This window comes from Caballeronia sp. ATUFL_F2_KS9A, from assembly GCF_023630765.1.
In the GTDB taxonomy this organism is placed as follows: Bacteria; Pseudomonadota; Gammaproteobacteria; order Burkholderiales; family Burkholderiaceae; genus Caballeronia; species Caballeronia zhejiangensis.
In genome coordinates this window covers 123094-142572 of sequence record NZ_JALQEK010000029.1, presented here as the reverse complement: position 1 = coordinate 142572, position 19479 = coordinate 123094, and the positions used below count along the sequence as shown (strand labels likewise).

Genomic DNA, 19479 nt, shown 5'->3' with positions numbered 1-19479 from the left:
GTCAGGCCGATTTTCTTTTCCTCCATTCGTGAACCATACTGGTCTTGAAGGAGGAAGTCGCAATGGAACCTTCAATCGATGCAGGCGCTTCGACCCGGCGCGCGCCGACGTTGCACGTCCGCTTTTCGGACACCGACGCGATCCCGTTTCCGACGCGCACCGTCGAGCGTGGCGATGCGTTGTATTGCGCGGGGGAGCCGTTGCGCAGCCTGTATACGGTGCAAAGCGGTTGCTTCAAGACCGTTGCGACATTCCCCAGCAGCGACGATGACAGCGCGCCGCACACGCAGGTCACGGGCTTTCACTTCGAAAACGAAACGCTCGGTCTCGACGGCATATGCACGAACCGGCACGAAAGCGACGCCGTCGCGCTCGAAGCGAGCGTCGTGCGGATCATGCCGGTCGGCATTCTGGAACCGCTGTGTCGCGAATACGCGGGGATGCAGCACGAACTGCTCGCGATCATGAGCGCGGAAATCGTGCGCGCATCGCGTCTCGCGCTGATGCTCGGCACCATGCCCGCGCGCGAACGCGTCGCGGCGTTCCTGCTCGATTTCGCCGAACGCCTCGACGCGGGGGCAACGTCATCCGGCGGACATCCGGTCGATCTTCTCTTGCCGATGACGCGCGCGGATATCGGCAGCTATCTCGGGCTCGAACTCGAAACCGTGAGCCGCACGCTCTCGAAGCTGCAGCGCGAAGGCGCGATCGGGCTCAACGGGCGTCAAGTCCGCATCGTCGATCGCGCGATGCTCGAACATCACTGATTCACGCGCGGACCGTCAGCACCGCCGCGCCCGTCAGCTTGCCGTCGCGCAGATCGGCGAGTGCGCGGTTCGCTTCGTCGAGCGGATAAGGCGTCGTGTGCAGATCCAAATGAAACTGCGCGGCGATCCCCATGAACGCGCGGCCGTCCTCGCGCGTGAGATTCGCCACCGACATGACGCGCCGCTCGCCCCAGAGCAGCGCATACGGAAACGAAGGAATGTCGCTCATGTGGATGCCGCCGCACACCACGGCGCCGCCCTTCGCGACCGCCTTGAGCGCCGCGGGCACGAGCGCGCCGGCGGGCGCGAAGATCAGCGCGGCGTCGAGTTCATCGGGCGGCGTCTCGTCGCTGCCGCCCGCCCAATGCGCCTTCAGGGCGAGCGCGAGACGTTGCGCCGCGATATCGCCCGGACGCGTGAACGCATAGACCGCGCGCCCCTGATGCTTCGCCACCTGCGCGACGATATGCGCGGCCGCGCCGAAGCCATAGATGCCGATGCGCTGCGCGTCGCCGGCCATCGCGAGCGTGCGATAGCCGATCAGTCCCGCGCACAGCAGCGGCGCGGCTTCCACGTCCGAATACCGTTGCGGCAGATGCAGGCAGTAGCGCGCATCGGCGACGACGCGTTGCGCATAACCGCCGTCGATCGTATAGCCGGTGAAACCCGGCGCATCGCAGAGATTCTCGCGGCCGGCGATGCAGTAGCGGCAACGGCCGCAGGTATGGCCCAGCCACGGCACGCCCACGCGATCGCCGGGCGCGAAGTTCGTCACGCCCGCGCCGAGCCGCGCGACCGTTCCCACGATCTCGTGGCCCGGTATCACGGGCCGCTTCGGATGCGCGAGCTCGCCGTCGACTACATGCAGATCGGTGCGGCACACGCCGCACGCATGGACGTCGATGAGCAGTTCACCTGCGCGCGGCACCGGATCGGGCAGATCGCGCAACTGCAGGAAAGGACCGTTGCCGTCGAAGACCATTGCGCGCATGAATTCATCTCCATCGATATTGCAGCGCAGCGTGTTGTCCGTCGCAGCAGCAAACGAACGGCACGCACGCGCGATGCGCTGGGGCGCGCGAAGCCGCCTTGGTGCACCGATGCACGCTCGCCGGGCATTCTGGTTACGCCACATCACGCGATGATGCGGCGCACGCATCGCGCATCGGTTGCTCGCGCGTGCGGCGATTTGCCTCTGATGACTGTCGCTGAACGGTCAGATTGTCGTACTAAACTTGACTCATGCAGTCACGAAGCGAACATGTGTCGGCGACACATTTCGGCATCGGACTTGCTTGTGTGGTTCGGACATCATCGCTGTTGCGGCGCGGCAAGTTCGCGATCCGAAGCGTGCCTTACGAACGCATCGGCGATGGAACCCATTACATGCGGCGCGATTAAACTTATCTGCGGCGTCCAGTTCGAACCTCTCATCGCGGTCTGAGAAGATCGCGTCGCAACGCCTCAACAATACGCGCGGCGCAAGCCGCCATTCAACCGAGGACGCTCATGGCCGGCGAAAGCGCCGAGCGTCTTCGTCCATCGAATTTGCTTCATGGAGGATGACATGCGTATCACGGTCAAGCTGGATGGCTTCGAAGGCGCTCAATCGGCGGCCTACGCCATCCTGTGGCTCGACAAGGAAACCCGCCGATGGTCGCGCGAGGGTCATCAGTCCGTCGATGTGCCGGACTGGGGCGGCTTGCGCACAGGTTCGAACGGCACGATGATTTGCGGCCAGCAAGTGGGCGATCCCATCTGCGTTCTGGAGCGCCTCGATGTCGACGCGCCGGATGGCCCATGCGAGGGTCTCGCGGGACGCGTCCTCTGGTATGCCGACGGCGCGGGCATGAAGAGCACCGGACGCTGGCACGTCCAGTGCATCGATCGCGAGCAGATCAAGGCGGAGCACGGCGTATTCGCCGACGAGGAGAGAATCTGATCGGCACGCGCTCAATCGTCAAGGCTCGTCGCTCGGGAACGGTGTCAGCATCACGACGAACGACGCAGCCCCGATGAGTATCGCGAGCACGCCGTAGTACATCACCGACGTCTCGTCGAAGAGCAGGCCGCGCAGCGCCGCATTGATGCCGCCCAGCGTCACGAACACCGCGCCCAAAGCCGCGACGATGCGCCCTTCACCCCTGATCATGATGTTCTCCCGACCGTCGGGCGCACCGATACCGCGCCGCGATAATTCAATGGTCGCTTGCTCGGCGCGGCACGAATTGACCTGCATCAACCTCAATCGAACGTCGCGCGCGCCGGGGAGGCGACCGCTCGTTCTGGTGTTTTCCCTTGCCCCATTTCCACGGCTTATATTGGTAGTATCAGGTGCTGGCTGCGCGTTGGCATGGCTTCGCGCACACGGCGCATGCTGCCCGGGCCATCCTCGCTTTTGCCCGCAAGAATGGCTCGCATTCGACCGACAAAACCCTGGGGAGGCACGATGAACCAAAATTTCAGCGATCCGTTCAGCCAGTTTGCAGCCATGTTCCAGCAGTACCAGCTTCCTGGGTTCGACGTCACCGCGATCATGGAATCGCGCCGCAAGGACGTCGAAGCGCTCGCGGCGACCAATCGCGTCGCGTTCGGCGGCATGGAGGCGCTGCGCGACAAACAACTCGAAATCCTGCGCCGGACCTTGAGCGATCTCGAAGGCATCGCAAAACAATTCGCCACGACCTCGACGCAACCGCCGTTCAACGCCAACGAAGTCGTGCAACGCGCGCTGCACAACGCGCTCGCGGACATGCAGGACATCGCGCGCACGACCCAGCAGACTCAGGCCGAAGCCTATGCGCTCGTCAGCAAACGCATGGAAGACGCCCTGAACGAACTCAAAGCTTCTATCGAGAAGCCCAAGACCTAGCCTCGCGCGGTCCTGACGAGGCCCGGCCTCCGGCAACGACGAGCCGCGCGTGCGGCGAGCGGAGGTGCGTCATGCAATTCGACGAATTCGCAGCGTTCGAGAAGGACGGCTGGGAGCATGTGGTCCCGTCGTACGAGGACTATTTTGGAAGGCTGACCGTTCAGGCGCATCCCGCGCTGCTCGATGCGCTTTCGGTCGCGCCGGGCATCCGCATGCTCGATGTCGCCGCCGGGCCGGGCAATCTCGCCGCGGCGGCGATCGAGCGTGGCGCGACTGCGGCGGCCGTGGATTTTTCCGCGTCGATGATCGCGCACGCGCGGCAGTTTCATCCCGAGATCGAGTTTCATCTCGCGGGCGCGGAGCAGTTGCCGTTCGGCGACGAAAGCTTCGACGCCGTCGGCATCAACTTCGGCATGCTGCATTTTCCCGAGCCCGAGCGCGCGCTCGACGAAGCGGCGCGCGTGCTCCGCCAGGGCGGACGCATTGCGTTCACCACGTGGGCTGCACCCGAACGCGCGGTCGGCTTCGGCATGGTGCTCGACGCGGTGCGGCTGCATGGGACGCTCGATGTCGGACTGCCGCCCTCGCCGCCCTTCTTTCGCTTCAGCGATCCCGACGAATGTGTGCGCGTGCTCACCGAAGCCGGCTTTGCCGACGCGCGCGCCGTCGAAGTCGAGCAAACGTGGCATCTCGTGCTGCCCGAAACGCCGCTCGACGCCTTGATGCACGGCGGCGTGCGAATGGCGGCGCTGCTGCGCGCGCAATCGAAAAGCGCGCTTGCCGCAATCGCGCAGGAAGTGCACGCCCGCGTGACGGCGTACGCGCGGCACGGCGAGCTGCTCGTGCCGATGCCCTGTGTGCTGGCGTCCGCCACGAAACCCTGAGCCGGCGCTACTTTTTGGCTTGCGTCGTGATCTGAAAGATATCGACGGCGACGCGCTCGCGGCCGTATTTGCCCGCGAGCGCCGAGAGCCGCTTGTCGACGGCGCGCAGATATTCGGACTTCGCTTCGCTGTCGGGGCGCGGCGAGTCGAAGAGCGGCGCGGGCGTGACTGTCAGCACGATCATCTCCGAACCGAACGGCTTGCCGACGACCCAATCGCCCATTGTGCCGATGGTCGCCGTGTAGTTCGCGGGCGCCTGGTTGTCGCGCGAGCGCGCGTTCGGCAACAGATGCACGACGCTGCCATCGAGCATGAAATAGTCGACGTTGACGTAGGACTCGAACGCGGGCGTCATCAGATCGACGATGAGCGGGTCGCCTTCGGTGAGGCTCGTCGCGCGCGAGCGCGTGTGCACCGATGCCGGTCGCCCCGACTGGCGGTTGGCCGTCCAGAACGGGCCGTACACCTTGAGCAGATCGCATTTGTCGTCGGCGACCGGCTGCACGCCGAAGTTCGTCGTTTTCACGCCTGGCACGCGGCCGAGCGCTTCCTTCAGTCGCGCGAGACCGTATTTCTGCGATACGAAGCCCTGCACGTCGACGGTCTGATCGTGCACCGACGCCACCAGCGCCGAGCACGGCACGCTCCCGAGCACGGGCGTGACGGCGGCCATAGTGAGTTCGGGAACGGGCGTCGCGGGCACGGCGGGCGTGACCGCCACCGCCGCCGAAGCGGGGGGCGCGCCGGGCGAATGCGGTGTCACCGTGCCCGCGGCGCTGCCTTCTGCCGGCGCGGGCGGCGCTTCGTGCGCAACTTCCTCGCCGCCCCTCGACTGATCGTAGAAGTAATATCCCGCGCCCGCCGCCAGCAGGGCCACGAGCGCCGCCGCGCCGATCGCAAACTTCGGCACGCCGCCTTTTTTTCCCTTGCGGCCCGCGGGCGACGCGGCATTTTCGTCGGCGATATCTTCGAGAAATTGCGTGACGCTCGGCGTCCTCGCTTCGCGTTCGAATGCGAGCGCGGCCTTCAGCGCTTTCCACTGCTTGTTGCCGAGATGCTCGGGACGCTGCGGCTTCATGCCCGCGCTTCTCGCCTGCAACGCGGGCACGCGATCGAACGGATGCTTGCCCGTCAGCAATTCGTAGGTGATGCAGCCGAGCGCGTAAATGTCGTCGCGCGGATCGGGCTCGCGATGCTCCAGCATCTCCGGGCTCGCGTACGCGGGCGTGAGCGCGCCGAGGCTGCCGGGATCGAACACGGTCGCCTCGGTTTCCTCCTCGGGCCGCTGGATCACGCGCGAAATGCCGAAGTCGATCACCTTCACTTCCGACGTGTCCGTGAGAAACACGTTGGCCGGTTTGAAATCGCAGTGCACGAAGCCGCGTTCGTGCGCGTAGGCGAGCGCGTTGGCCATGCCCTTGAAGATCGGAAAGACCTCGGAGAACGGCATGCCCTTGAAGTTCGGGTTCCGAAGCAGACGCGAGAGAGGCTGGCCGGACAGATATTCCATCGTCAGATAGACGACCTGACCGTCGCGGTCGAAGTCGTACACGGTGACGATATTCCGATGCGCGAGCTGCTGCGCCTTGCGCGCCTCGCGCTGCAACGCGATCAGCGATTTCGGATTGCCGCGGAACTGGAGATTGAGCACCTTGATCGCGACATACGGCCGCCGGTCCGACGCTTCGAGCTTGCGCAGATCGAGCGCCTTGTACACGGTCCCCATTCCGCCGATGCCGAGACATTCTTCCAGCACGAAGCGGCTGTTGAGCGTGTCGCCGACGCCTTTCATCTGCTGATCGTGATCGACCATCACTTGCGTCGCCTGACTCCCGGTGCCGCCGCTCGGATCGCGCGAAGGCGGCGGCGCGAAACCCGGCGACGTTTGCAGACGCGTCTCGTCGCGGCTCGCGGGCCCGGTAGGGGAATCGGCTTCGGGACGCATGCGCGCCGCATGCTCGATGCGGCGGCGGATGGCCGCATAGATGTCGGGGGGCAACGGCCGCGCCGCGTGCTCCTCGTCGAGGATCTCCATGAGCCGCCTTGCCGGAGTCTGTTCGGTCGCCAGTGCGCCGTCCACTCCCGCAAAGAACTCGTCGCGCGACCCGCCGTCGCCCCGATAAGTACGAATCGCTTGCGCAAAACTTGTCATCTGTGCGACGCGACGCGGCTCCAATCGATCGACAACTACTTGTCGTAACAAAACCCCGGTGATCGTTCGATACTAGCCTTCACATGGAGCTTTCGCAAATGGCGTTTTCGATCATGAGCGGCATCGCGCACATGTCGTTCGGAGACCGACACATCGATGACGAGTGTTGGCGTCACGCCATCGAAATACGCTTGGCACGAACTCGCCGCGTGGCAAAAAGGATCGAAAAATCAACGCACTGGACAGTTCATGCCGCTCGCACGCGGCGTTGGCACGCGATTCGCATCGGTCTTCACGAACGTCTTTGCGGCAGAAGGCACGCGCCTTGTGCCGCCATTGGCGTTCACGCGCGATCGGTGTTGCGGATTACGGAGTCGCTCCGGCACATCGAAGACGATTGTCTATACTCGATTGCGACTCCCCACTCTGGAGGAAGCATCCATGGCCGTCATCAAAATCAGGGATCTCGCCGACAGCGTCGAACTCGACAGGCAGGCGATGCATACGATCGTCGGCGGCGCGCGCGATGGCGTGCGTCCATTGTTTCGCATCCGGCCGGCATCGGCGACGAATCGCGTCGTCGATTATCCGGGCGTGCCGGTGAAGGACGTGCCCGCTACGCAGGCCGGTCCGTTCACCACGAGATTCGTCTCGAAGAAATAACGTCGATAGCGGCGAGGGATCGCGTCCTTCGCCGCTTCAATGGCGCGTCGGCATGCTCGCGCCCGTCACTCCGCTGCCGATGGAACTGCCGAGCGAACGGGCCGTGCGCTTGACGAGCGCGAGACGCATGCGCTCGCGCCCTTCTCCATCGAAATCGCCGAAATAGCGCGTCTTGCCCGCGACCACCGCGCCGACCGGCACGCCGTCGAGATACAGCACGCGATTGGCCGCGAGCGCCGGCACTTTTTCTCCCGGCAGCAAGGTGCCGACGAGATTGAGCGGATCGACCGCCGACAGCACCACGAACACGCCGTCCTTCGGCCGCTTGCGCATGTCGCGCAGCAGCGGCACGGCTTCGGGCAGCGCGAATTGCTCGCCCGCGAGCCCGGCGACGAAGCGCCCGCCGCGAATCTCGCCGCGCGCTTCCAGCCGGTGATAGACGCGCAGCAGATCGCGCCACGGCGGCAGCCATTGCGCCTCGCGCTCCAGAAGACGCCAGAACACGACGCCGTAGCGCCGCAAAAGCGTCAGCGCGATGTGTTCGAGATCGCCGTCTTCGCGCGCGTCGTCCGGTTTCGCGCGGCGCAGGAGCGCCCAGCGGCCCGCGTCGTCCATTCCGCCGATGAAGAGGCCACCGCGCCTCGGACGCCGCGCGAACGCGTTGCGCTTCGCCGCCGGAGCGAGCAGCGCGCGCAGGCCCGCGAAACTGTCGGCATTGACGAGTCCGAGCGCGACCAGTTCGCCGAGCGCGTCTTCGAGTTCGGTGCGCAGAAGGCGCACGTCGGAGAGCAGTTCGTCGAAGAACATCGCGCCGTGCGCTTTGAGCGCGTCGAACACGCGTTCGGCGCGCGATGACAGTTGCGGCGCTTCGTCGGGACGCATGAGCGCGTTCCATGCATCGAGGTGACGGCGCGGCAGCAGCACGATCGGCGTGCCGCGCACCGGACCGCCCGATGCGCGCGAGCGTCCTGCCGGACGCGTCCACACGAGTTTGCCCGCGCGGCACAGATCGTCGAGCCACATGCCCGAATAATCGGCGATGCGCGCCGGCAGTATTTCTTCCTCCCACGCGACGGCGGGCGCCTCGAAACCTTCGAGCTGTTCGAGCACGGCGCCGAGCGCGTCGCGGCCCTCGCCGCGCGAATCGGGCGCGACGCGCTGCCATTCGAGCAGAAAGCGCATGAAATCCTGCCGCTCGACCGGCTCGATTTCGCGACGCAGCCGCCGCACCGTATAGCGATGAATCCGCGCGAGCAAATGCCGCTCGCACCACTCTTCGACCTGCGCGCCCGGCGCGAACCGTCCGCGCATCACGTAGCCCTGCGCTTCGAGCCGCGTCAGGGCGAGCGCGATCGCCGACGCGGGCAGCGCGAGCGGACGCGCGATCTCCGGCACCGTCAGCGGCCCGAATCCCGACAGACGCGCGCGCACGATTTCGACGAGCGCGTCGTCGGTTGTCCACGCATCGTCGAAACCGGGCGGCGGCTGCAGCGACGGATGCATCGGCGCATGCTCGTAGACGGCGCGCACACACGCGAGACGTTCGACGGGCGTCCACAGCGCGTCGTGCTCCGCGATCTGCAGACGCGTCGCTCGGCCGGAGCGCGCGAGCGCATCCAGCCACGCGATCCATTGCGGGTCGCGTTGCGCTTCGGATTCGGCGATGCAGGCGAGCGTCGAAAGCGCCTCGTGCATTTCATCGGCGCTCGTGACTTCGGGCCAGGCTTCGTCGCGCACGCTCGCGATGGCGTCGGGATCGAGCGCGCCGAGATCGTCCGCCGATTGCGGATCGCTCCATCGGCGCGCGAGCACGGCCTGCGTGCGGCGTTCCTCGAGCGGCGCATCGTCGAGAAACGCATACGGCCGCGCCGACAGAATCTCGGCCGCGAGCGGCGACGGCGCGGGCAATTCGCGCGTGACGAGCCGCACATCGCCTGCTTCGATGCGCCGCAGGAGCGCGAGCCACGCGTCGGCATCCATCGCGTCGTGGAGGCAATCGTCGATCGTCTGCTCGACGAGCGGATGCGTCGGCACGTCGCGCTCGCCCGAGATGTTTTCCGCGCACGCGACCTGATCCGGGAACACCGCCGCGAGCAGATCCTCGCTTTTCATGCGCTGCAACTGCGGCGCGACCTTGCGCCCGCCGGTATAGCGCGGCAGCGCAAGCGAGTTGGTCGCGTTCCAGCGCCAGCGCACGCCAAAGAGCGGCGCGTCGAGCAGCGCCTGGATCAGCACGTGCTCCGCAGTCGCCGATTTCAGATAGCGCCAGACGTCATCGAGCGCAAAGCTGTGGCTGCCCGTCAGCGACAGCACGATCGCGTCCTCGGTCGCGGCCGCCTGCAGCTCGAAGTTGAACGTGCGGCAGAAGCGCTTTCTCAGCGCGAGTCCCCACGCACGATTCACGCGGCTGCCGAACGGCGCGTGGATGACGAGCTGCGTGCCGCCGGATTCGTCGAAGAAGCGCTCCATGACGAGCGTGTCCTGCGTCGGCAGCACGGTCAGCGCGGCGCGCGAACGCGCCAGATAATCGACGATCTGCCGCGCGGCTTCGATGTCGATGCCACTTTCTTGTGCAAGCCGCGCGACCGTCGCTTCGACGCCGCCATCGAGCCATGCGTCGACATCGGCGCGCAGACGCGAAATCGCATGAGAAAGCTCGTCGCTGCGGCCCGGCGCTTCGCCGAGCCAAAACGGGATGTTCGGCGGCTGGCCGTTCGCGTTTTCGACGCGCACGCGCCCGCCTTCCACGCGCACGATCCGGTACGACGTATTGCCGAGCTGAAAGATGTCGCCCGCGAGACTCTCGACGGCGAAATCCTCGTTCACCGTGCCGATCTGCAAGCCTTGCGGTTCGAGGATCACGGCGAAATCGGCGTTGTCCGGTATCGCGCCGCCCGAGGTCACGGCGGTCAGCTTGCCGCCGCGACGGCCGCGCAGCGTGCGCGAGACCGCATCGCGATGCACGTACGCCGCGCGCACGCCCTGCCGTCCGGTATAGCCTTCCGCGAGCGTGCGCAGCACGGCCTCGTAATGCGCGCGATCGAGCGTCGCGTACGGATACGCGCGCGTGATGCGCTCGAACAGTGCGTCCTCGCCCCACTCGCGGCACGCGACTTCGGCGGTGATCTGCTGCGCGAGCACGTCGAGCGGCGCGTGCGGGATCGTCAGGGCATCGAGTTCGCCGCGCCGCACGCAATCGAGGAGCGCCGCGCATTCGATCAGATCGTCGCGCGAGATCGGGAAAAGCCGTCCTTTCGGCACGCCGCCGACGTGATGCCCGGAGCGCCCGACACGCTGCAAGAATGCGCCGATCGAGCCGGGCGAGCCGATCTGGCAGACGAGATCGACATCGCCGATATCGATGCCCAGTTCCAACGACGCCGTCGCGATCAGCACGCGCAGTTCGCCGCGCTTCAGACGCTGCTCCGCGTCCAGCCGATGCTCGCGCGCAAGACTGCCGTGATGTGCGGCGACGGCTTCCTTGCCGAGGCGCTCGGTCAGATGCCGTGCCGCGCGCTCGGCCATGCGCCGCGTGTTGACGAAGACGAGCGTCGTCCGATGCAGCCCGGCAAGCTCCGCGAGTCGGTCGTAGACGCGCTCCCACATGTCGTTGGACATGATCGCTTCGAGCGGCATCGGCGGGAGGTCGAGCGCGAGATCGCGCGCTCGAACATGTCCGGCATCGACGATCTCGCAGGGCTGGTTATCACCGACGAGAAACTTCGCGACGAGTTCGATCGGCTTTTGCGTCGCCGACAAGCCGACGCGCACGGGCCGCTGCCCGCCCGCTTCCTCGCACAGCGCGTCGAGGCGCGCGAGCGACAGGCTCAGGTGCGAACCGCGCTTGCTGCCCGCGACCGCATGAATCTCATCGACGATCACCGTGCGCGTGGTCGAAAGCATCGCGCGGCCGGAATCGGACGACAGCAGCACGTAGAGCGATTCCGGCGTCGTAACGAGGATATGCGGCGGGCGCTTCCTGACGGCGTTGCGCTCTTGCTGCGTCGTGTCGCCGGTACGGACGGCCGCGCGAATCTCGGGCGCCGCCACGCCGGATTCGCGCAAGGTCTGGGCGATGCCCGCGAGCGGCTCCTCCAGATTGACGTGGATGTCGTTCGACAGCGCCTTCAGCGGCGACACGTATACGACGCGCGTCTCGTCCGGCAGCGTCCCGCCGCGCGCGACGCCGTCACGCACCAGTTCGTCGATGGCGGCGAGAAACGCGGTAAGCGTCTTGCCGGAGCCGGTCGGCGCGGCGACGAGCGTCGAGCGGCGCGCGTGGACGAGCGGCCACGCGCGCGCCTGCGCCGCGGTCGGCGCGGGAAAGCGGGCGCCGAACCACGCGGCGACGGCGGGATGAAAGCCGTGCAGCGCGTCGGCGATGGAAGCGGATTTTCGGATCATTCGGACATTCTATGGGCGCTTGAGAAACGGCGTATTACTGGCGCTTTTCGGACAGTTCCCATGCGACCCGGAACGCTTTACAGCGATGCTAGGCGGTTCGCCCAAGCAATCCGTTCAAACGCTTTCCGCCTCTCATGATCGTCCTAAGCCTTCTGTCCGACCACGCGCCCGGCGCGCTCGCCAACCATCGCCACTACGCACGGGAATTCGGCTATCGCCACATCGAGATCGACTTGTCCGATTTGTCGGGAAGCAACAAGCACCTGCAATGGGTCTACAAGTACGAAGCGTTGCTGCGTCATTTGAGCCGCGCCGCGCCGAACGAAATCCTCATGCTGCTGAGCGAGAACGCCGCGATACTGCGGCCCGTCGCATTGCCCGATCTCATGGCCGGGCGCGACTGGCTCCTGACTTGCGCCGAAGGCCATATCCCGCAGACGGATATCCTCATCTTCCGCAATACAGAACCGGTGCGCCGCAAGCTCGCGGATCTCGTCGGCCGCTGCCGGCTCGGCGTCGCGTTGCCGGAAAACGAAGGCGAAATGCTGCATGACTTCACGATTTGCCCGCAACAGTTCCGTGTCGGCGACGTGTACGTTGTGCTTCCGGCCGCGGTCAATCTCGAATGCGTCTGGGCGACGTGGAACAGCTTCTCCACCTGCTTTCGCGACGAGAAACATCATCGGCGGCTTCGTGCGGCAGCGTTTGAACACATCAACGAATGCAGGACGCGCGCAACGCCGTTTCTCTCGCTCGCCAATCCGGGCGTGCATGAAACCGAAACGCAAAGCGTCTATCAACCGAACCACGCGATCGCGATCGTCATGCTCTATACGCCGAATATCGCGCAGTACGGGCGCATCGCCGAGGCCAACATCAGGCAATATTGCAAACGCCACGGTTACACGCTTTACGTGCATCGCGATGTTCCGCCGCGATTGAACGACGGAAAGACGTCGGCGAACTGGCACAAGGCCGCGTTGCTGCACGCGTACTTGCCGCATCATCAATGGGTGTTCTGGCTCGATGCCGATGTGCTCATCAACGACATGAACCGCCGTCTCGAACCGCTCACGCGCGAACGCGACACCGTGTTGGCACGCGATATCGGAACGTGGGCGTTCAACTCCGGCATCATGGGCTTTCAGCGCAATCAGCAGAACTACGACGCTCTCGCGCGCGTGATCGAAAGGTGCCGGAACCTGGACGACAGATCCCACATCTATGCGAACCAGGGCGATCAGTATTACTTCATCGATGTCTTCCACTCGCTGCCGGACTTCGATGCGACGCGCATTTACGATTTCATCGAACTGAACACGCCCTGGGTCTATCGCCGCCCGGACAGCTTCATGGTTCATTACATCGGCATGTGGGAAGATAACCGCGCGCTTATCATGGACTACGACCTCCGCCACGCCGCGATGGAATGACGCGCTCGCCACCATCGTTGCCGCGCCGCCGGTAAGATGTACCGGACGGCGCCGCGCGTGCCCTGCAACCAAACCGCCACAATCACAGCCGATCATTAACCAGCGCGCAGGATTCGATCTGCGCAAGCCGCACGCACGACGCTCGACCAATCCTCTCACTCATCAGGAGAACCAATTGAACGACGACGTCACTGGCACGACCGCCCTCGAGACGCCTCTCGATCCCGATCTTCTCGCGAAGATCGACGCCTACTGGCGGGCCTGCAATTATCTTTCGGTCGGCATGATTTACCTGCGCGCGAATCCGCTGCTGCGCGAGCCGCTCGAGCGCGAACACATCAAGCGGCGTCTGCTCGGACACTGGGGCTCCGATCCCGGCCAGTCGTTCGTCTGGGTGCATCTGAACCGGCTCATCAAGCGCGATGATCTGAACGTCCTGTTCGTCTCCGGTCCCGGCCATGGCGCGCCCGCGACGCTCGCGAACTCGTGGCTCGAAGGCCATTACTCGGAGATTTACCCCGATCGCAGTTTCGACGAGCGCGGCATGCTCAAGCTCTTTCGCGCGTTTTCCTCGCCGGGCGGCATCGGCTCGCATTGCACGCCGGAAACGCCGGGATCGATTCACGAAGGCGGCGAGCTCGGTTACAGCCTGTCGCATTCGTTCGGCGCGGCGTTCGACAATCCCGATCTGATCGTCGCGGCGGTCGTGGGCGACGGCGAAGCGGAAACCGGCCCGCTCGCCACATCGTGGCATTCGAACAAGTTTCTCAATCCCGCGACCGACGGCGCCGTGCTGCCGATTCTCCACCTGAACGGCTACAAGATCGCCAATCCGACGATCCTCGCGCGCATTCCGCACGACGAGCTCGAAGACCTGTTCAGGGGCTACGGCTACGCGCCGCATTTCGTCGAAGGCGACGATCCGGAAACGATGCATCAGCGCATGGCCGCGACCTTGGAACGCTGCATCGCCGATATCCGCGCGATTCAGGCGAACGCGCGCGCCAATCCTGAGAACGTGACGCGCCCGCGCTGGCCGATGATCGTGTTGCGCACGCCCAAAGGCTGGACCGGACCGAAGGAAGTCGACGGCCGGAAGGTCGAGGATTACTGGCGCTCGCATCAGGTGCCGATCGCGGATGCCGTAAGCAATCCCCGCAGTCTCGCGCAACTGGAAGCGTGGCTGCGCAGCTACAAGCCCGAGGAACTGTTCGATGAAGACGGCCGTCTGATCGAACCGCTGCGCGCGCTCGCGCCCGAAGGCACGCGCCGCATCAGCGCGAATCCGCACGCGAACGGCGGCGCGCTGCGGCAATCGCTCGACATGCCCGATATCCGCGACTACGCGTTCGAGTTCAAACGCGCCGCAAGCGTCTACACGTCGCCGACGGCCGTGCTCGCCACGTTCCTGCGCGAAGTGATCCGCCGCAACATGACGAGCTTCCGTCTCTTTGGCCCGGACGAGACCGCGAGCAACAAGCTCGACGGCGTGTACGAAGTATCGGGCAAGCGCTGGATCGCACAGACGCTGCCCGAAGACGAAGACGGCGGCGCGCTGTCCGTCGACGGACGCGTCATGGAGATGCTGTCGGAGCACACGCTCGAAGGCTGGTTCGAAGGTTACGTGCTCACCGGGCGTCACGGTCTTTTCGCGACCTACGAAGCGTTCGTGCACGTCATCGATTCGATGTTCAACCAACACGCGAAGTGGCTCGAAAAAGCAAAAACCGAAGTCGGCTGGCGCGCGCCGGTGCCGTCGATCAACCTGCTCATCACGTCGCTCGTGTGGCGGCAGGATCACAACGGCTTCACGCATCAGGATCCCGGCTTTCTCGATGTCGTCACGAACAAGAGCCCGAACGTCGTGCGTATCTATCTGCCGCCCGATGCGAACTGCCTGTTGAGCGTCGCGGATCACTGTCTGCGCACGCACGACTACGTGAATGTGATCGTCGCGGACAAGCAGCCGCATCTGCAATATCTGAACATGCAGGACGCCATCGTGCATTGCGCGAAGGGCATCGGCATCTGGGACTGGGCGTCGACGGATCAGGGCGCGGAGCCGGATGTCGTGATCGCGTGCGCGGGCGATATCGCGACGATGGAAGCGCTCGCCGCCGTCGAAATCCTGAAGGCGCATTGCACCGATCTGAAGATTCGCTTCGTCAACGTCGTCGATCTCTTCAGGCTGCTGCCGGACACCGAGCATCCGCACGGCTTGTCGCATCGCGATTTCGATTCGATCTTCACGCGCGACAAACCCGTGATCTTCAACTTCCACTCGTACGCGTCGCTCGTGCACAAGCTCACGTACAACCGCACGAATCACGCGAACATGCACGTTCACGGCTATCGCGAGCGCGGCAACATCAACACGCCGTTCGAACTCGCGATCATCAACGGCGTGGATCGCTATACGCTCGCGATCGACGTGATCGACCGCGTGCCGCGCATCGCGGGCAGCAGCGCGCATACGAAGGAATGGCTCAAGAACCAGATCATCGAGAGCGTGCGGTACGCGCATGAGGAAGGCATCGATCGCGACGAGATCCGCGAGTGGACGTGGAAGGATTGATGCGAGACTGAATGCGGCATGCAAGATGCCATCTGGCCTGATGAATGCAAAACGCCAGATGCAAAATGCAAAAAGCGCCCGGGGACATTCAGTCCGCCGGGCGCTTTCCCGTTCGGAGAAGCCTTGGCGTCAGGCTTTGCCCTCCGAATGATCCTTCTGCCTGAGCGTCTGCGGCAAGCCGAAGAGCAGCAACAGCGCGCACAGCACGCTCATCGCGCCGATCGCATACAGCGCGGGCGTCGTGCTGCCCATCGTGTCGCGGATGCGGCCGACCATCACCGGGCTCACGATGCCGCCCAGTTGCCCCAGCGTGTTGATCAGCGCAATCCCGCCCGCCGCGCCAGCGCCGGTCAAGAGCTTCGGCGGCAGCGCCCAGAACGCCGGAATCGAGGCGATCACACCCGCGCCCATCACGCCGAGCGCGGCGATGAGCAGCGTCGTCTGCTTGTCGAAGATGCCCGCCGCGAAGAAGCCGGCAGCCGCCATCACGAGCAGCGTCGCGACGAACTTGCGGCGCTCGCCCGACCGGTCCGACATGCGGCCGACCACGACCATGCAGATCGCGCCGCAGATATAGGGCACGGCCGTGAGCAAGCCGATGATCGTCGGATTCTGCGTGCCCGCCGCGCGGATCAGATGCGGCGCCCAGAAGTTGAGACCGTACGACGCGATCTGAATCAGGAAGTAGATCAGGCCGAGCATCAGGAAGCCGGGCGTCCTGATCGCGCCGAACAGCGAATGGCCGGTGTCGGTATGCTGACTTTGCGTCGAGATCTGGCTCTTCAGATACGTCTTCTCGTCGCTCGTGAGCCACGCGGCGTCATCGACGCGATCTTTCAGCACCTTCAGCACGAGAATGCCGAGCAGCACGCACGGCAGGCCGCCGAGCAGGAACAGCCAGTGCCATCCCGCGATGCCCGCGACGCCATTCAGATGCCCGAGCACGAGCCCCGACAGCGGCGCACCGAAAAGCCCCGAGAAGGCCGACGCGAGAAACAGCATCGACGTGATGCGCCCGCGATAGCTCGCCGGAAACCACAGCGTCAGGTAATACAGCACGCCCGGCGCGAAGCCCGCTTCCATCGCGCCGATGATGAAGCGCAGTCCGTAGAACTGCCATTCCGTCTGCACGAAGACCATGAGCGCGGTCGCGATGCCCCACGAAATCATGATGCGCGCGATCCAGCGGCGCGCGCCGACCTTGTAGAGCAGCATGTTGCTCGGCACTTCGAAGAGCACATAGCCGATCACGAAAAGACTCGCGCCGAGACCGTATGCGGTGTCCGACAGGCCGAGCGAACTCTGCATCTGAAACTTCGCGAAGCTGATATTGATGCGGTCGAAAAACGCGAAGAAATAGCACAGCATGATGAGCGGCATGAGCCGCAATGCCACCTTGCGGATGATGTGCGAGGTGTTGCCGACAATGTGCGGCTCATCGGCCGCGTGGACGCTTAGATCGCTCATGTTTTGTCTCCAGTGTTGTTTTGGTCTTTTGAATTAGATCGCTTGCACGTAATCGGGCGCCGGATGCCGATCGCAATTGCGTCCCGCCTTCGCGACTTGTCCCGACACTTCGTGTCCGACGAGCGCGGGCAACGTGCGCGACAGCGCAATCAGCCTTGGCAGATCGATGCCCGTCGGAATGCTCATCTCATCGCACATGTTCACGAGGTCTTCGGTGCAGATGTTTCCCGAAGCGCCCGGCGCGAACGGACAGCCGCCGAGACCGCCGAGCGCGGCGTCGAAACGGCGCGCGCCGGTGTCGTAGGCAGCGAGGACGTTGGCGAGGCCGAGGCCGCGCGTATTGTGAAAGTGCAGCGTCAGATCGGCGGCGGGGACGTGTTCGAGCACGCGTGCGACCAGCCGCGCGACCTGACGCGGATTCGCCATGCCGGTGGTATCCGCGAGCGTGATGCCGTCGATGCCCATTTCGCGATACGTCCGCGCGATCGACACGACGCGCTCTTCGTCGATGCGCCCCTCGAACGGGCAGCCGAACGCGGTCGCGACGGTCGCGTTCAGCGAAGCCTTGCCGGAGGCGAGCCGAACGACATCGCCGAAACCGGCCAGCGACGACTCGCAACTCATACGCATGTTCGCGCGATTGTGCGTCTCGCTCGCGGACATCACGAGGTTCAGTTCATCGGCGCCCGCGGCGAGCGCGCGCTCGGCGCCCTTCACGTTCGGCACGAGCGCGACGTAGATCACGCCTCGCCCGCGCCGGATGCCGTTGAAGACCGCGTCGCCATCGCGCAGCGCGGGAATCGCTTTCGGCGACACGAACGAGCCCGCCTCGATGCGCGTGAAGCCGCACGCCGACAATGCGTCGATCAGCGCGATCTTGTCTTCGGTCCCGACCCACTGCTTTTCGATCTGCAGACCGTCGCGCGGCGCGACCTCCTGCACGACCAACGGTTCTTTGTATTCGTAATTCATTGCACCGCTCCTTCGGCACGCAGCCGTTCCACTTCATCCGCGGCGAAGCCGAGCGATTCGAGCACCGATTGCGTATGCTCGCCGAGCGCCGGGCCTTGCCAGTGCACTTCGCCCGGCGTATCGGAGAGCTTCGGCACGATGCCCGGCATCTTCACCGATGCGCCGCCCGGCAGTTCTGCCTTCAGCAGCATGTCGCGCGCTTGGTAATGCGCGTCGTTGACGATGTCCGCGACGGAGTAGATGCGACCCGACGGCACTTCCTCGCGTTCGAGCGTCGCCAGGACATCGTCCATCGAGTGATGCGAGGTCCACGCGGTGATCGCTTCGTCGAGCATTGCGCTGTGACGCACGCGGCCGTCGTTGCGGGCAAGCGCGGGATCGTCCGCGAGATCGGGACGGCCGATCACGTTCATGAGCCGCCTGTAGATCGGGTCGCTGTTGCCCGCGATCACAACGAAGCCGCCATCCTCCGTGCGATACGTGTTCGACGGCGCAATGCCCGGCAGCGCCCCGCCGCTGCGCTCGCGCACATGGCCGAGCAGATCGTATTCGGGCACGAGGCTTTCCATCAGATTGAACACGCTTTCGACGAGCGAGACATCGACCACCTGGCCGTCGCCCTTGCCGGTCTTCACGCGCAGCACCGACATCAGCGCGCCGATCACGCCGTGCAGCGAAGCGAGCGAATCGCCGAGACTCACGCCGACGCGCGCCGGCAGCCCTTCTGCGTCGCCCGTCGTGTAACGGATGCCGCCCATCGCCTCGCCGATCGCGCCGAAGCCCGGCCGGTCGCGGTACGGACCCGTCTGGCCGTAGCCGGAGATGCGGACCATCGTGAGCTTCGGGTTTATTGCATGCAAAACGTCCCAGCCGAGACCGAGTTTTTCGAGCGCGCCGGGCCGCATGTTTTCGATGACGATGTCGGCATCGGCGGCGAGACGCTTGATCACGTCCGCGCCTTCGGGCGACTTGAGATTCACGCACACCGACTTCTTGTTGCGCGATTGCAGATACCACCAGAGCGAAGTGCCCTCGTGCAGCTTGCGCCATTTGCGCAGGGGATCGCCGGTATTCGGCGCTTCGATCTTGATGACTTCCGCGCCGAATTCGGCCAGCATGCGCGCCGCGAACGGCGCGGCGATCAGCGTGCCGATTTCGATGACGCGAATGCCCTGAAGAGGTCCGCTCATGCCGCTGTCTCCTGATGATGTGCTTTTCGATGGAGACAAGCTTATTGGCGAACGCTCGGGGGCGTCCAACCGCATTTCGGCAAGCATCGTTCGTCAAACG

General features: G+C 64.9%; 14 protein-coding genes. 7 read left to right on the top strand and 7 right to left on the bottom strand.

Annotated elements, in window-relative coordinates; genetic code table 11:
* The first annotated feature begins 62 nt into the window (after nucleotides 1-62).
* Complete coding sequence (locus tag NCS67_RS16310; RefSeq protein ID WP_008353439.1) at nucleotides 63-767, top strand: Crp/Fnr family transcriptional regulator; 705 nt, start codon at nucleotides 63-65, stop codon at nucleotides 765-767.
* A gap of 1 nt (nucleotide 768) precedes the next feature.
* Here the strand turns inward: NCS67_RS16310 and NCS67_RS16305 are convergent, their stop codons facing one another.
* Entirely contained in the window at nucleotides 769-1758 is a 990-nt protein-coding gene (locus tag NCS67_RS16305; RefSeq protein ID WP_250435726.1) for a zinc-dependent alcohol dehydrogenase family protein, read from the bottom strand.
* A gap of 576 nt (nucleotides 1759-2334) precedes the next feature.
* Between NCS67_RS16305 and NCS67_RS16300 the strand changes: the two genes are divergently transcribed.
* The gene (locus NCS67_RS16300; protein WP_033536165.1) at nucleotides 2335-2709 is read left to right on the top strand and encodes a DUF3564 family protein; all 375 of its coding nucleotides are present in this window, start codon (nucleotides 2335-2337) and stop codon (nucleotides 2707-2709) included.
* Nucleotides 2710-2727: 18 nt separating this feature from the next.
* Here NCS67_RS16300 and NCS67_RS16295 read toward each other — a convergent pair whose 3' ends face one another.
* Entirely contained in the window at nucleotides 2728-2919 is a 192-nt protein-coding gene (locus NCS67_RS16295) for a DUF2964 family protein (RefSeq protein ID WP_033536164.1), read from the bottom strand.
* 297 nt (nucleotides 2920-3216) lie between these two features.
* Here NCS67_RS16295 and phaP point away from each other — a divergent pair, with 297 nt between their 5' ends.
* Together phaP and NCS67_RS16285 are read left to right on the top strand one after the other, a co-directional pair.
* Nucleotides 3217-3639: a phasin family protein gene (phaP, locus tag NCS67_RS16290; RefSeq protein WP_008353443.1), complete on the top strand. Its 423-nt coding sequence runs from the start codon at nucleotides 3217-3219 to the stop codon at nucleotides 3637-3639.
* 71 nt (nucleotides 3640-3710) lie between these two features.
* The gene (locus NCS67_RS16285; RefSeq protein ID WP_250435724.1) at nucleotides 3711-4523 is read left to right on the top strand and encodes a class I SAM-dependent methyltransferase; all 813 of its coding nucleotides are present in this window, start codon (nucleotides 3711-3713) and stop codon (nucleotides 4521-4523) included.
* Nucleotides 4524-4530: 7 nt separating this feature from the next.
* On the opposite strand, the gene NCS67_RS16280 is transcribed toward NCS67_RS16285, so the two are convergent.
* Nucleotides 4531-6675 (bottom strand): serine/threonine-protein kinase, encoded by a 2145-nt coding sequence (locus NCS67_RS16280; protein ID WP_033536133.1) that lies wholly within the window; start codon nucleotides 6673-6675, stop codon nucleotides 4531-4533.
* A 441-nt stretch (nucleotides 6676-7116) separates the two neighbouring features.
* Between NCS67_RS16280 and NCS67_RS16275 the strand changes: the two genes are divergently transcribed.
* The gene (locus tag NCS67_RS16275) at nucleotides 7117-7338 is read left to right on the top strand and encodes a hypothetical protein (protein WP_250435723.1); all 222 of its coding nucleotides are present in this window, start codon (nucleotides 7117-7119) and stop codon (nucleotides 7336-7338) included.
* 36 nt (nucleotides 7339-7374) lie between these two features.
* Here NCS67_RS16275 and NCS67_RS16270 read toward each other — a convergent pair whose 3' ends face one another.
* Nucleotides 7375-11742 carry a DEAD/DEAH box helicase gene (locus NCS67_RS16270; protein ID WP_250435722.1) on the bottom strand — a complete coding sequence of 1456 codons (4368 nt, stop codon included), beginning with the start codon at nucleotides 11740-11742 and terminating at the stop codon, nucleotides 7375-7377.
* Nucleotides 11743-11876: 134 nt separating this feature from the next.
* On the opposite strand from NCS67_RS16270, the gene NCS67_RS16265 reads away from it, so the two are divergent.
* Together NCS67_RS16265 and NCS67_RS16260 are read left to right on the top strand one after the other, a co-directional pair.
* On the top strand, nucleotides 11877-13175 hold the full coding sequence (locus NCS67_RS16265) for a glycosyltransferase family protein (protein ID WP_008353448.1): 1299 nt from the start codon (nucleotides 11877-11879) through the stop codon (nucleotides 13173-13175).
* Nucleotides 13176-13350: 175 nt separating this feature from the next.
* A complete protein-coding gene (locus tag NCS67_RS16260; protein ID WP_175979301.1) occupies nucleotides 13351-15750 on the top strand; it encodes a phosphoketolase family protein in 2400 nt (799 codons plus the stop codon).
* Between the two features lie 129 nt (nucleotides 15751-15879).
* Here NCS67_RS16260 and NCS67_RS16255 read toward each other — a convergent pair whose 3' ends face one another.
* From NCS67_RS16255 to NCS67_RS16245, 3 genes are read right to left on the bottom strand one after another with little or no spacing between them, the layout of a single operon-like run.
* Nucleotides 15880-17217 carry an MFS transporter gene (locus tag NCS67_RS16255; protein ID WP_250435721.1) on the bottom strand — a complete coding sequence of 446 codons (1338 nt, stop codon included), beginning with the start codon at nucleotides 17215-17217 and terminating at the stop codon, nucleotides 15880-15882.
* A 33-nt stretch (nucleotides 17218-17250) separates the two neighbouring features.
* Nucleotides 17251-18189, bottom strand: a complete 939-nt coding sequence (locus NCS67_RS16250; RefSeq protein ID WP_250435720.1) for a hydroxymethylglutaryl-CoA lyase — start codon at nucleotides 18187-18189, stop codon at nucleotides 17251-17253.
* Nucleotides 18186-19379: a CaiB/BaiF CoA transferase family protein gene (locus tag NCS67_RS16245; protein WP_175979299.1), complete on the bottom strand. Its 1194-nt coding sequence runs from the start codon at nucleotides 19377-19379 to the stop codon at nucleotides 18186-18188. Before NCS67_RS16245 ends, NCS67_RS16250 begins: the two co-directional genes overlap by 4 nt.
* Nucleotides 19380-19479 lie beyond the last annotated feature (100 nt).